The 14,415-nt window shown below is 33.5% G+C and carries 13 protein-coding genes; 5 read left to right on the forward strand and 8 right to left on the reverse strand.

The features are described 5' to 3' along the window. Positions 1 to 96: 96 nt before the first annotated feature. Entirely contained in the window at positions 97 to 927 is an 831-nt protein-coding gene (locus DZ60_RS0116510) for an SAM hydrolase/SAM-dependent halogenase family protein (protein ID WP_025743140.1), read from the reverse strand. A 264-nt stretch (positions 928 to 1,191) separates the two neighbouring features. Here DZ60_RS0116510 and DZ60_RS0116515 point away from each other — a divergent pair, with 264 nt between their 5' ends. Both DZ60_RS0116515 and DZ60_RS0116520 read left to right on the forward strand, forming a co-directional pair. Then, positions 1,192 to 2,148, forward strand: a complete 957-nt coding sequence (locus DZ60_RS0116515; protein ID WP_025743141.1) for a PhoH family protein — start codon at positions 1,192 to 1,194, stop codon at positions 2,146 to 2,148. A gap of 57 nt (positions 2,149 to 2,205) precedes the next feature. After that, positions 2,206 to 3,150 (forward strand): phosphoribosylaminoimidazolesuccinocarboxamide synthase, encoded by a 945-nt coding sequence (locus DZ60_RS0116520; protein WP_025743142.1) that lies wholly within the window; start codon positions 2,206 to 2,208, stop codon positions 3,148 to 3,150. Positions 3,151 to 3,224: 74 nt separating this feature from the next. Here the strand turns inward: DZ60_RS0116520 and DZ60_RS0116525 are convergent, their stop codons facing one another. From DZ60_RS0116525 to DZ60_RS0116550, 5 genes are all read right to left on the reverse strand, one after another. Continuing rightward, positions 3,225 to 3,725: a DUF4174 domain-containing protein gene (locus DZ60_RS0116525; RefSeq protein WP_025743143.1), complete on the reverse strand. Its 501-nt coding sequence runs from the start codon at positions 3,723 to 3,725 to the stop codon at positions 3,225 to 3,227. Between the two features lie 346 nt (positions 3,726 to 4,071). After that, entirely contained in the window at positions 4,072 to 6,180 is a 2,109-nt protein-coding gene (locus DZ60_RS0116535) for an OmpA family protein (RefSeq protein ID WP_025743144.1), read from the reverse strand. A 154-nt stretch (positions 6,181 to 6,334) separates the two neighbouring features. Further along, entirely contained in the window at positions 6,335 to 7,201 is an 867-nt protein-coding gene (locus DZ60_RS0116540) for an OmpA/MotB family protein (protein ID WP_025743145.1), read from the reverse strand. 99 nt (positions 7,202 to 7,300) lie between these two features. Further along, the gene (locus tag DZ60_RS0116545; RefSeq protein ID WP_025743146.1) at positions 7,301 to 8,293 is read right to left on the reverse strand and encodes a glycosyltransferase family 2 protein; all 993 of its coding nucleotides are present in this window, start codon (positions 8,291 to 8,293) and stop codon (positions 7,301 to 7,303) included. 19 nt (positions 8,294 to 8,312) lie between these two features. After that, on the reverse strand, positions 8,313 to 8,759 hold the full coding sequence (locus tag DZ60_RS0116550) for a type I restriction enzyme HsdR N-terminal domain-containing protein (protein ID WP_025743147.1): 447 nt from the start codon (positions 8,757 to 8,759) through the stop codon (positions 8,313 to 8,315). Positions 8,760 to 8,923: 164 nt separating this feature from the next. On the opposite strand from DZ60_RS0116550, the gene holA reads away from it, so the two are divergent. Further along, positions 8,924 to 9,928 carry a DNA polymerase III subunit delta gene (gene holA / locus DZ60_RS0116555; protein WP_025743148.1) on the forward strand — a complete coding sequence of 335 codons (1,005 nt, stop codon included), beginning with the start codon at positions 8,924 to 8,926 and terminating at the stop codon, positions 9,926 to 9,928. 94 nt (positions 9,929 to 10,022) lie between these two features. Here holA and DZ60_RS0116560 read toward each other — a convergent pair whose 3' ends face one another. Both DZ60_RS0116560 and DZ60_RS0116565 read right to left on the reverse strand, forming a co-directional pair. After that, entirely contained in the window at positions 10,023 to 10,751 is a 729-nt protein-coding gene (locus DZ60_RS0116560; RefSeq protein WP_025743149.1) for an SDR family oxidoreductase, read from the reverse strand. Positions 10,752 to 11,061: 310 nt separating this feature from the next. Beyond that, positions 11,062 to 11,517: an Lrp/AsnC family transcriptional regulator gene (locus DZ60_RS0116565; protein WP_025743150.1), complete on the reverse strand. Its 456-nt coding sequence runs from the start codon at positions 11,515 to 11,517 to the stop codon at positions 11,062 to 11,064. 133 nt (positions 11,518 to 11,650) lie between these two features. Here DZ60_RS0116565 and DZ60_RS0116570 point away from each other — a divergent pair, with 133 nt between their 5' ends. Next, positions 11,651 to 12,910: a cystathionine gamma-synthase family protein gene (locus DZ60_RS0116570; RefSeq protein ID WP_025743151.1), complete on the forward strand. Its 1,260-nt coding sequence runs from the start codon at positions 11,651 to 11,653 to the stop codon at positions 12,908 to 12,910. 239 nt (positions 12,911 to 13,149) lie between these two features. Further along, positions 13,150 to 14,184, forward strand: coding sequence for a polysaccharide lyase family 7 protein (locus DZ60_RS24385; RefSeq protein ID WP_025743152.1), 1,035 nt, complete (start codon positions 13,150 to 13,152; stop codon positions 14,182 to 14,184). Positions 14,185 to 14,415 lie beyond the last annotated feature (231 nt).

Genomic DNA, 14,415 nt, shown 5'->3' on the forward strand with positions numbered 1-14,415 from the left:
GATAGTAATGAAAATCCCACAGCCTGAGGAACGAAGTGCGCGGAATTGTAATGAATAGCCCGCTCGAACGCCCAAATTTTATAACACATTATATCATTACTCAAAACTTATACTAACGGTATCACGGTAATAAAGTCCGAAAAGACTCGAGGCACCGCCAACAGTTTTGGGATTACTTTTATAAATAGCTAGTTCTAAATATCCTGACGAATTAAAAATAGCTAGTTTTTTACCATCTTCTTCGCGTTTGCTTTTTTCGATGTCAAAGTTAATGGCATCACTGTATCGTGTATATACTTTTTCGAATACGGCAGTACGGGCAGCAATTTTAAAACGTCTTCCTTTTCCTACCTCTTCAAATAGCTTACGGGTAATATTGGTGATTAAATTTCCGTAATTATCAATGTATATGATACTTCCAACAATCTGTGATCCTCCTACATTAATTATGGGAGTCATACCCGTAATGGTTTTGATCTCTGTAATAGGCTTGCCGATTACTTCTAATGTTCCGCCGCGTGCAATATGACAGGCAACATTTACAAAAACGTCTAATACAGGAAAATTAGATACTGTAGCCTCATGAATATTGATTTCAACAATTTTTTCTGGATTGAATTCTGATGTTATTAAGCAGATTAATCCATTATTAGCACAAATAAAATAATGATCATCAAGAAGTACTGCAATATGTTTGTTTTCTGGATTAAGCTCGCTATCAATACCTACGATATGAATGGTTCCTTTTGGGAAACTTTTGTAAGCATTTTGAATAATATATGCGGCCTCTGTTATGTGAAACGGAGAAATCTCATGCGATATATCAACAACTTTTGCGTCTGGCAGTTCTGTATAAATAGCCCCTTTTACAGCAGATACAAAATGATCTTTGATTCCGAAATCTGTTGTTAAGGTAATAATTGGCATGTTAGAGAATTGTTGATTTTTTTTGGTTATAAGCACTTAAAAAAATGTAAATTTGTTCTTAAGTTACTTAAAGTTTTTGTTTGGATACCTAAATTATTTAAAAATCAGTAGCTATCACTCATTACAACTATATCTATATTATATTGATATTGTAATGGTTTAGATACCTTTAATCTATTTTTAATTCTTATTTTGTTTCCCAATAATGACTTTGACAAACTTAGTCAATCCTAAAAAAAAATCATACTAAAATTCGTATAGCTTTTGAACGAACTTATCATTGAACTAACAGAAATAAATCCGAGAGAATTTTTCGGACTTCAGAATAGTAATATTCAGTTATTAAAGAAATACTTTCCGAAATTAAAAATAGTAGCCCGAGGTAGTAAGATGAAGGTGTATGGGGATGAAGATATGCTCGAGGAGTTCGATGTTCGTCTTAATATGCTTCTAGAACATTTTAGTAAGTACAATAAATTGGATGAAAATATTATTGAACGAATTTTGACAAGTGAAAGTAAAGCCGATTATGAGACTTCTGCAAATAGTGGAGAAACACTCGTTCATGGTGTAGGAGGGAAGTTGATTAAGGCTCAAACCGCTAATCAACGTAAATTGGTAGAAGCTTGCAATAAAAATGATATGGTTTTTGCTATTGGGCCAGCGGGTACAGGTAAAACATATACGGGCGTAGCATTAGCAGTAAAAGCGCTTAAAGAAAAACAAGTACGTAGAATTATTCTTACACGTCCGGCAGTAGAAGCAGGGGAGAACCTTGGTTTTTTGCCCGGAGACCTTAAAGAAAAACTAGATCCGTACATGCAACCTTTGTATGATGCATTGAGAGATATGATTCCTAATGAAAAACTAGATAGTTTTATAGAAAAAGGAGTGATACAGATTGCACCTATGGCATTTATGCGAGGGCGAACTCTTGATAATGCATTTGTTATCCTTGATGAAGCGCAAAATACAACGCATGCACAAATGAAAATGTTCCTAACGCGTATGGGAAAAAATGCAAAATTTATCATTACAGGAGACCCAGGACAAATAGATTTGCCAAGAAGAATTACTTCGGGACTAAAAGAAGCATTACTGATATTAAAAAGTGTACAAGGAATTGGTATTGTATACCTTGATGATAAAGATGTAATTCGTCACAAGCTCGTTAAAAAAGTAATTGCAGCTTACAAGGATATTGAAAATAGAAATGGATAAATAGTTTTGGTTTTTTAGTACGATTGGTAGTAAAAATGAAAGCCTGAAACCTTCACAATGAATACAATAATAGATACAAATTATAATTTCCCTAACCAAAAGTCAGTTTATAAGGGAAAAGTGAGAGAGGTGTATAATATAGATGATACATCATTGGTTATGATTGCAACGGATCGCTTGTCTGCATTTGATGTTGTTATGCCAAGAGGAATTCCTTTTAAGGGACAGATACTGAATCAGATTGCAACCAAAATGATGAAAGAAACCGAAGATTTGGTGCCCAACTGGTTGATTGCAACTCCTGATCCTAATGTTGCAGTAGGTCACCTTTGCGAACCTTTTAAGGTAGAAATGGTGATTAGAGGGTATCTTTCGGGACATGCAGCAAGAGAGTATAGCGCAGGAAAACGGGTGTTGTGTGGAGTTGACATGCCTGATGGAATGAAAGAGAATGACAAATTTCCTGAACCTATTATAACCCCTTCTACAAAGGCAGATAATGGTGAACATGATGAGGATATAACCAGAGAAGAAATTCTATCAAAAGGAATTGTGACCGAAGAAGATTATCTTATTCTTGAGCAATATACACATGCACTTTTTAATCGAGGAACAGAAATAGCTGCCAACAGAGGTTTGATTCTTGTAGATACGAAATATGAATTCGGAAAAACAAAAGATGGTGAGATCGTTTTGATTGACGAAATTCATACTCCTGATTCTTCTCGTTATTTTTATGCTGATGGTTATCAGGAGAGACAGAATAACGGAGAGGCACAAAAGCAGTTGTCTAAAGAATTCGTGAGACAGTGGTTGATTAGTAATGGTTTTCAGGGAAAAGAAGGACAGCAGATTCCTGAAATGACAGATGAATATATACAATCGGTTTCAGAACGCTATATCGAATTGTATGAGAATATTACTGGTGCTCCTTTTGTAAAAGGAGATGTTTCTGATATTGATAAGCGCATAGAGCAAAATGTTCTAGATTATTTGAAATAATCTATGTTATATAAATTCATTAGGACGGTCTGATTTTTTTTTTTAGATACTATATCTGTATCGCTAGATATATTTTAAAAGTCTCTTGTTCTTAATTCATTGCGTCTCATTGGCATTTGGTCAATGGTTTTGAAAATGTCTATGGCTTTTGTAAAAGAACTGCTTTTCATTTTTATATCTCCGTCTAATCCTATCAAAATGATTTTTGAAAAAGTTTTATTCGTATAGGTATCATAGAATGATGGTCTTGTTTTACATAGTTTTCTGTTAAACATGAGGGTGTATTGTGCTGGTGATACTTCGTATACCAATAGTTTCCTAGCTTTTAGATCATCCTTGTATTTAGCTAACTCTTTCTTCTGTTGTAAGAATGTTTTATTTTCGAAAGAATCTGTTAACAAAAGAATGACTCTATTTTTCCATTGATGTTTTTTTATTTCTTGTCCAGATACATTATATGACAAGGTACCACATAAGAATATAGAGATAGTAATGATTCTCTTAACAACAATAATCCTATAGTACGTCATATTAAAAATTTTATAGAATTCGTCTCGTATTTTAAATATACTCATTTTTGCAATTTATTTTTTCTAATATACTGACATGTAACCCATTTTATGCAATGGGAAATCTGTTACTAACCAAAATTATTGCAAACATTGGCGCTTTACCGCATTTAGTGTAATCAATATAACGGTGCTATACAGAAAACAAGCAAGTGTTACAGTGTGTATTGAAATTCTGAGCCTCATTACGAAGTTCTACTGCATAAAGCGTGTTTAATTCATAATTGGTATCACCACTGTAATTCAAATATTTGAATGAGATAGAATTTTGGTGATATGAATACCAAAAAAAGACCTGTAAAACTTAGTTTTACAGGTCTTTTTTTAATGATGACAGATGGATTTGTACCTTCTATTCTTTTACAAGATTAATTTCTACACGTCTGTTTTGAGATCTTCCGGCTCTGGTTTTGTTAGAGGTTATAGGTCTATCTTCGCCATATCCGATAGCAGAAAGTCTAAAAGGATCGATTCCGTTTTCTGTTAAGTAATTTTTTACTGCATTCGCACGAGAATCTGATAGTCGCTGGTTTGATGCGCTGCTTCCGGCACTATCTGTATGTCCTTCTACAGTAAATTTGGCTGTAGCGTATTCTTTAAGAATGCCAATTATATCTTTAAGTACTTGATTAGATTCTTCTTTGATAGAAGATTTTCCTGAATCAAATAGTATAGTTTTTGCGTATTCATTAAGCGTCTTTTGCACCTCTTCTGTAACTTCGGGGCATCCGTTATTTGCTACAGTTCCTGGTATGTCAATACAATTATCATCTTTATCCAAAATACTATCACCATCGGTATCTGGCCATGGGCATCCTCCATTTTCTTCTGGTCCTGCAATTTTAGGACAGGTGTCATCTTTATCTAATATACCGTCACTATCACTATCAGGCCATGGGCATCCGTTATTTTCTACTTCTCCAGCTTCTTCAGGACAGGTATCGTCTTTATCTAGTACGGTATCTCCATCGGTATCAGGCCATGGGCAACCAAAATTTTCTTCAGGTCCTTTTGTTTCTGGGCATTCATCTACTTTATCTAATACTCCATCCCCGTCTTTATCTTTTGGCCTGTTTTGATACACTGGTACTTTAAGACCTAAATAGACATCTGCTGCTTTTAATTCACTACCAATTAGGGCAGATACAATGGATCCTGAACCAAGGTACAAAGGACCAGCACGTAATCCTGCTCCCCATTGAAATCCGCTATGCTGTACAAGACTCAATGGAGAATAAAAACTAAACCATTTACTCTCAAATCTTGGCGTAAGGGCCACAACATTGGCAATTCTACTCCTGTTAATTTTATTTTTGGCTGTAAGTGATATATCACTATTTAGGTTTACGTAGAACTTATTATTGATGTTATAATCAGCTGTGAGATGCAGAGCAGTTGGTAAAATTGCTTTTTCTGCGTCTCCTGGATCTAGTGTTGTATAAAAATTCTCAATATCATCAAAGTCTTCTATACTCTCAAAAGTATCCTGATCTAGTGTATTAGCAACATCATATCGTTCTTCGACTCCATCTTTATAATTAATCGATCCGATATCGGTAAGAGAGAGACCAAACTTTAATTTATATTTGTTAATGTCTTTATATGTATAAGTATTCCCTTTGCTATCAGAAAATGTATGATCTTGATGATCAGGTCTCCACTCATAAACAACTCCAAGATCTACGCCAAAACCTGAAGCACCCGCAACAGATTCGAAATCACTTGCATCAAAATCATCATCTGCGTTTTCGAGGTTCTCACTATAGCCATAGGCTACTTGCCCGGTAGTTTCTACACTTCCTACTGATCCAATAATTGGGACTGAGATACCATCATTATCGTAATCTATGGATAAGTTGTTTCCAGAGGCATACGCATTACCAAGTCCTTGCAAATATTTTAGCGTAATACCTCCTTTAAGAAAGTGTTGCTCTTTATTCATAAGTACTCGAGAGTAGGTAAGACCTATTTCTGCCCATGCATTAGCACTAATAAAGGCGTCTCCTTCATTTACAGAAAAATCTTCATTAACATCAAAATTATCTTCAATGCTTTCTATGGTTTCTCCGTTAATAGCACTTACATTATAAAAAACTCGTGCTCTAGAAAAAACAGCAATGGCACTTTTTTCATTTAGATTAAACATAAATGCCGGACCAAGAATATCAATGTTTCCCAGTACATTGTTTTCTTCATCAGGAAACGTGCTGGCATCGTCTTCGATATCATAATTGTCATCAAAAATATCACTATAGGTAATACCGAAGTAATCATTACCTATAAATGCGCTAACTCCAACTAGGTTAATATCAGTTTTAAATCGTGAATCGGCAATATTGGCTGGGTTACTAAGTACACTATGTACACCACTATAATTGTCAGTAAGGAACCCCATATAGGATTGAGACTTTGCGGATGCTATGCATAGTAGAAGCATGGCCGTAGACAAAAGTTTTTTCATTATAAAAAATTTAGGTTAGTTCTGTTAACAAAGATATTAGTATTTTTTTAACACCAAAATATTCTATGCTTATATTGATGCGATATGATATAATAAAAAAAGGGATGTCAATAATGACATCCCTTTGTACTTGTAAATAGGAATTATTTTTATCTTAATTACCTCCTTGAGAAGCTTTTTTCATTCCATCTTCGATCATATTATAAAACTGATCAAGTTTTGGTAATACAACAATTCTTGTTCGTCTATTTTTTGCTTTATTAGCTGCTGTTGTATTTTCTGCAATCGGAACATAATAACTTCTTCCTGCTGCTGTCATACGTTTTGGATCTACTTTGAAATCATTTTGCAATACTCTAACTACTGCAGTAGCTCGTTTTACACTTAGATCCCAATTGTCTAGAAGCACCTTGTTTTTAATGGGTACATTGTCAGTGTGTCCTTCTACCAAAAATTCAATATCTGGCTTATCGTTTACTACTTTGGCAACTTTACCTAGTACTTCTCTAGCTCTAGAAGATACATTATAGCTTCCGCTCTTAAATAAAAGTTTGTCAGATATAGAGACATATACAACTCCTTTTTCAACATTAATTTCTATATCTTCATCAGCAAGATTTCCTAGAGCTCCTTTAAGGCTTGTTACAAGTGCCAATGTAACAGAATCTTTTTTGGTCAATGCATCCTGCATCGTTTTTATCTGCATGTCTTTTTCCTTGATACTTTCTAAAGATTTTTCAAGGTTTTCTGCTTCTTTTGTGGACAACGTAGCTAGATTTCCAACATTATTTAATAAGGCAGAGTTCTGATTTTTTAGATTCGACACCTGATCTTGTAATACTTTTAACTGAGAAGTAGACCCGGCTTTTTCTTCAAGACAAGTATTTAATTTTACAGTTGCAGAATTTAAAAGATCTTCCGTTTTTTTGCTTTTGGCTTCTAATTCTGCATATTTCTTCTGTGATACACATGAAGATAACAGGATGGCAAATGAAGCCCCAATAATCATTACTTTTTTCATTAGAAATGTGTTTTATGTACTGTTGTGGTTATATAACTCAAAATTATTAAAAATGTGACGTACTCCTACGAAGTCTTAACAATAATTTATTATATCTCGTTATAATTGATTAAAATGTTTATTTTTTTTAATAAAATACTGCCATACAACGGAAAAAAACGAATAATATTTCCCCGTTTTAGAAAGTTTTTGGCGTTTCTTAACAAAATTAACAAAATTCGCATAAAAGCTCATGTGTGCTTTAAAAATTGCTGAGAAATGTGATGTTTTTCCTTGAACTATAAATCGAGTAGCCGCCAGCCCATCTAATGTCATACGAATAGGAATTAAAAACCAGAGACTATTACCTGGAGCATTTTTGAGAAGCATAAACAAACTATTTCTAAAATTAAGAAATGTTTTTTTAGGATTCATAGCATTGAGTGTTGCTCCTCCCAAGTGATATACAACTGATTCGCCTATATAATGAATAGAATACCCAAGGTTATGAATACGCCAACAAAGATCAATTTCTTCTTGATGCGCAAAAAAATCTTCATCAAACTTTCCTGCTTCTTCGAATATTACTTTTCTTATAAATAAGCATGCACCACTTGCCCAAAATATGGGAACAGAGTCATTGTACTGCCCAGTATCTTCTTCAATAGTTTCAAATAATCTACCTCTACAGTAAGGATATCCTAATCGATCTATATAGCCGCCTGCTGCACCGGCATACTCAAAGTGTGTTTTTTTCTTGTAATCTAGAATTTTTGGCTGTATTGCGGCAATTCTATTTGATCCTAGAAAAGCATTTTGAATAGGCACAAGCCAATTTTTTGTTACCTCGACATCACTATTAAGCAAGCAATATATATCGGCGTCAATTTTGGATAGTGCGTCGTTATATCCTTTGGCATACCCTCCATTACTTTTATTTACAACAATTTTTACTTCAGGGAAATGTTTTCTAACATAAGAAATAGAAGTATCGGTAGAGGCATTATCTGCAACATAGACGATGGCTTCCTTTGAATATTCGGTTACCGATGGTAGAAACTCTTCTAGTAAGGATCTTCCATTCCAATTTAATATGACAATAGCAATATTCACTAATACAAAGTAAGGGGTTTTATTTTTTATATTCAGGAATATCTTCTAGGAATGTATACTTTTCATCTTTATAACTCATCTGACAATAATAATGGTTCATACCATTGGTGATCATAAGATATTCAGCATCAAGGGCAAGATTATATCTAGCTATTTGATCAAAAACGGATTGTGTTATTTTTATCTTAGAAGATTTACACTCTACAATTAGATAAATACTTCCGTTTGGGTTGAAAATTATGATATCGTAACGTTTTGTCATCCCATTTAGGTGTAGTGCTTTTTCTACATTAATTAAGCTTTCAGGGTATTTTTTTTCTGAAATTAAGTAGTTTACGGTATGTTGTCTTACCCATTCTTCTGGAGTAAGTATGATAAATTTTTTACGAATTCTGTCAAAAATAGAAACTTTATTTTCGCTACTTTTGAGCCTGAATTGATACTCGGGAAAGTTAAGCTTTTGCATTATGAACTCTGATTAATTGTTTATAATTCCCTGTTTATATGATCATTTTACCCTTTACTGTTATTTTTTTGAATGAATTATGGTTTATGATGATAACCAACATATTTTTCAATCCAAAAAATACTTACAATAAGAGTTCGAACAAATTTGATGATTTTTTCTGAATGGATGAAGTAAAACAAATAGTAAGCGATATAAAAAAAGGAAATATAAAACCAATATATTTTCTAATGGGTGAAGAACCTTATTATATTGATAGAATTTCTGAGTATATTGATAAAAATGTTTTAGCCGAAGAAGAAAAAGGGTTTAATCAGATGGTACTGTATGGTCGTGATGTAACGATAGATGATATTGTGGCTAATGCCAAAAGGTACCCAATGATGGCAGATCGACAAGTTGTTATTGTTAAGGAAGCGCAGGAATTATCAAGGACTATCGAGAAGCTTGCAGATTATGCTGAAAATTTTCAACCAACAACGGTGTTAGTTGTTTGTTATAAATATAAGAAAATTGATAAGCGTAAAAAGTTATACAAGGTTATTGCCAAAAATGGAGTCATTTTTGAAGGAAAAAAGTTGTATGAAAATCAAGTTGCTGATTGGATAAGACGCGTTCTTTCTGGTGCTAAGTATACTATTGAACCCAAAGCTGCTCAGATGTTAGTAGAGTTTTTGGGAACTGATCTTAGTAAGATCAATAATGAATTAGAAAAATTAAAGTTGATTATACCACTGGGGTCGCCAATTACTGCCGATGATATTGAAGAAAATATTGGGATTAGCAAAGATTTTAATAATTTCGAATTACGAAAAGCAATTGGTACGGGAAACATCGTGAAAGCACACAAAATAATTAATTATTTTGCGCAAAACCCTAAGGATAATCCTTTGGTTGTTACGATCTCATTGCTGTATGGCTTTTTCTCTCAGGTATTACAATACCACGGTTTATCTGATAAATCACCTAGAAATGTAGCAAGTGCCTTAAAAATTAACCCTTATTTTGTTAAGGACTATTCTGAAGCGGCTCGTTATTATCCTATGAAAAAAGTAAGTCAGATTATTGGTGTATTGAGAGATGCAGATGTAAAAAGTAAAGGAGTGGGAGCAGTAAGCCTTCCTCAGGGAGATATTCTAAAAGAACTTTTGGTAAAAATAATGGGGTAGATACGGACTATTATTTCTACAGCATTATTTAGATCCACACACATGCCTATATTACCAGTAGATAAAATGTGTATGGATCAAAAATCATCACTAATTATACTTTTGGGTTTGTTGCAAAAATAGTTGCTTCAGTAATAAAACCCCGATCATCCATTTCTAAAAGACTTGTAATGGTATGCGCTATTTCATCTCCTCTTAATTTTGTTTGTTGTTCAGCTTCGGTATACATTTTTTCTTGTGATGTTCCGTCAACGCGATTTTGTGCAAAATTGGTCATTACTTCGCTTGGGTTTACTTGCATTACTCTAATATTATGCGGTCGCAACTCATTTCTCCAACTTTCTGTCATTCCTCTCAAGGCAAATTTGGTCGCTACGTAGGGTGATCCTGACGGAAATCCGCTAAGCGATGCCGTAGAGCCAATATTGATTATATTTCCGTATTCTTCGTTTACAAAATGTTTTGCTGATTCTTTGGCGCATAATGCTGCTCCCAAAATATTTGTTTTAAATTGATCCGTGAACTTATTCGCTTCGATATCTATTAGTTTTGACATATAGCCATATCCAGCATTATTAATAAGAACATTTAGTCCGTTCATTTTATTCTTAGCTTCTTGAACCATTTTTTTTACATTCTCTTCGTTGGTTACATCTGCTTTTATGTATGAAACCTCTAGTTCTCGTGCTACTGCCGAAAGTGTTGTCTCATTTCTTCCAGAAATAACAACCTGGGCACCTTTGTCCTTTAATACTTTTGCAGTTGCTTTTCCGATACCAGAATTACCTCCGGTTATCAAAACTTTGGCGTCTTTTATATTCATGTTACTATGATTTATGAGTTGAGTTTTCAAAAGTAATGTTTGAATTCTAAATCTTTTGTTAAGCTTTATTTTATCCATTAAATTTTGAGATAGACAAATCTACATCAACGTTATTTTTTGTGTGATACTGTATCCATTATTTAGAGTAACATATTACCTGCGTATTGCGAGAATAAGGTATTGAGACATAAATAGGAGAGACAAAAAAAGGAGAGAATAAATGAAAGGTTTATAACATTTATTACTTGTGATTAAAAGTTTTGGCGATAAGGTTACTTTGGCTATTATTATATAAAGTTTATAGTAGAAGTTATGGGATTTGTAAATATGAAAATTCCTTTACTTCAGTCATTACAAATGAGCTCTGTACTTTTGAAATGTTCTTTAAAGAAGCCAATTTATTGGATAAAAAATCTTGGTAATATTCCATGTCTTGAGCATAGATTTTTAGCAAATAATCAAATTCTCCTGCAATATGATAGCATTCTACAACTTCAGGGAATTGTTGGATATCTCTTTCGAATTTTTTTAAATAATCCGTCTGATGTAGGTTAAGGGTTACATTACAAAATACGATTAATTGTAGTCCTACTTTTTTTCTATCTATATGACCTTTATATGATGTAATATACTTATCACGCTCTAATTTTTTTACACGTTCAAAAATTGGAGTGGTCGTTAGGTTTAATCTTTCTGCAATTTCTTTAATTGTAATTTTTCCATCTTTTTGTATTAAAAGTAATATTGATCGATCTATGATATCCATATTTTTTTTCTATTTATGCTCATAAAGGAAGGTAATTTAGGAAATAAATTATTTATAAAACCATAAATAAGAATATTATTCTATTATTAATATATTAAACAGATTTTTATTCTTTTGTCTGTATTTTTATAAAATGAAAAAACATGATTTTAATCCAGAAAGCTTAATGATGACCTACGGTTATAAACCTGAGTTATCAGAGGGAGCAATAAAGTGTCCTATATTTCAAACCTCTACTTTTGTTTTTAAAACTGCAGAAGAAGGAAAAGCGTTTTTTGAACTAGCTTACGGTATTAGAGAGAAATCTCCTAAAGAGGAATTGGGGCTGATCTACAGCAGAATTAATAATCCTAATCTAGAAATATTAGAAAATAGATTATCACTTTGGGATAAGGCCGATGGTTGTGCTGTATTTGAGAGTGGAATGTCTGCCATTAGTACAGTTCTGCTAGAATTTTTGAGTCCCGGTGATTTATTGGTATATAGTAATCCGCTATACGGAGGAACCAATCATTTTATACATCATTTTTTAGATAAAATAGGAGTGCATACTTTAGGGATTATGCCAAATCAGGATGTAAATGAGGTTGTACAAATGATTCAGGATTCGGGTAAAGCAAATAAGCTAGCTATGATCTATTTAGAAACTCCAGCTAATCCTACCAATCATATCGTTGATATTAAGAAGTTTAGTCAAATAGCAAAACAATTTGAGAGTGAAGATAGAAAACCATTATTAGCAGTCGATAATACATATATGGGACCATTGTGGCAGCACCCTCTGCAATGTGGAGCGGATATCGTATTATATTCTGCTACAAAATATATAGGTGGACATAGTGATCTTATAGCCGGTGCAGTTTTGGGAAATGCCGAATTAATGACTAGAGTAAAGACATTGCGTACTTTTTTAGGAAATATGGTAAGTCCACATACCGCATGGTTACTACTTAGAAGTTTAGAAACATTAAAAGTTCGAATGGATCAACAAACAAAAAATGCGCAACGTATCGCGGACTATTTGAGTACACATCCAAAAATAAAACAAGTTTATTATCTGGGGTTATTAAAGGAAGGAACAGAAGATTATATGGTTTTTAAGAAGCAATGTTCGGCTCCAGGTGCTATGATTTCTTTTGATATAAGAGGAGGAGAAAAGGAAGCCTTTTTATTTTTGAATAACTTAAAGTTGCTAAAACTAGCTGTAAGCTTAGGAGGTACAGAGAGTCTGGCAGAACATCCTAAAACAATGACCCACGCAGGTGTTGATGAAGAACAACGATGTCAAATGAATATTACGGATTCATTAATACGTTTATCGATAGGAGTGGAGTCTGCTGATGATTTAATTTGGGATTTAGAGCAAGCCTTAGAAAAAGTTTCTAAAATATAAACCCATGATAGGTGATCATATAGATTGGGAACTTTGACAACGTATTTTATGGTATAGTACTTTTATGTAAGTAAAAAGAAAGTAGTTTAGGTGATATTTTACATTAAGATAACATAGTATTTGGGGTTGAATTTGTTAGATTTTAATAAATATCTTATTTTTGCGCCTAAATTGGTTGACCAATTTGGTTAACCAATTTTTTAGAGTCCCTAAATTATAAATTATTGATAACTAAACCTATGGAAATTTTACTGCTTAAAATCCGAAAAAATTTATTTGATTTAACGGCTATATTACTTGTGCTGTCATTCTTTTTATTGTCGATAGCTTGTTCTAACGAGGAACTTCCTCAAGAGGATGAGGATACAGAAATTGTTGGAGGAGGAGATACCGATGATGATTCTACTGGTGATGGAGAAAATGAAGAGGAAACAGAAGAAGAAGAAGAGGAAACAGAAGAAGAGGAGGAAGAAAATGAAGAAGAGGAAGAAGAAGAAACGGATCCTGCAACTATTCCTTCTGATATTTTGGATACTTTGAGCGAATGGAAGATTACCTTCCCACTTGATGCTAGCGGAAAAGATAGTGCAACCGATTCAGAAACTGGTACGGATTGCGATGATAGAAATAATAATGCTTATGAGATAAAGGATATTACAGGAGAAATTCCTAGTCCTTATTCAGATTATTTTTATGTTAACGGCGACGAAGTTATTTTTAAAGCGCATTGCGGAGGAGCAACTACAAGTGGTTCAAGTTACCCTAGAAGTGAATTAAGACAAACACCTGGAGGAGGAAGTAATTATTGGAGTATGCAAGATTATCAATATCTTGATGTTCGTGTTAGAGCTGTAAACTTACCAATAAACAAACCAGAAGTTTCTATGGTTCAGATTCACGGTCCTGAGGACGAACCTCTAAGAGTAGAATTCAGATCAGATGGTCAAGGATTGCATGTTACTCAAAATGAAGATACAACCAAAGAGTATGTTTTACCTTATGTACTGGGTGAGCAATTGCGAGTTACTGTTACTGTGGATAATGGAGATATAACTTGTAGAATTGAAAATGAAAGTAGACCTGATGAAGATGTTTGGGAAGAGACTTGGGAAGCTGAAGATGCTACTGGATATTTTAAAGTAGGTTGTTATACACAATCAAATATGTTCTTATCAAGTTGTAAGGGGAGTAGCTATAGCGATGAGTTGCCAGAGTCTTTTGGAGCAGTTGCAGTAAAAGACTTAAGTCTAACTACGAATTATACAGAAGAATAAAAGTCAGTCAGAGTTAGTATATTAAATATTACAAAGAAAAAGAGGCCTTCTAGAAGGTCTCTTTTTGGTTTATTGTAGTTTTAGCCTAGTACGAAGTTCTACTGCATAAATCGGGGTTAAGAGAAGCTACTTCAGAGTTTTAGTTATAGGTTTTTAGCATATGTAGTCAGACAATTATTCAATTTTAATAAAAGTTAAACCCGACACTATCCCGCAAAGTGTGTAATTAAA

Source organism: Aquimarina pacifica (assembly GCF_000520955.1).
In the GTDB taxonomy this organism is placed as follows: domain Bacteria; phylum Bacteroidota; class Bacteroidia; order Flavobacteriales; family Flavobacteriaceae; genus Aquimarina; species Aquimarina pacifica.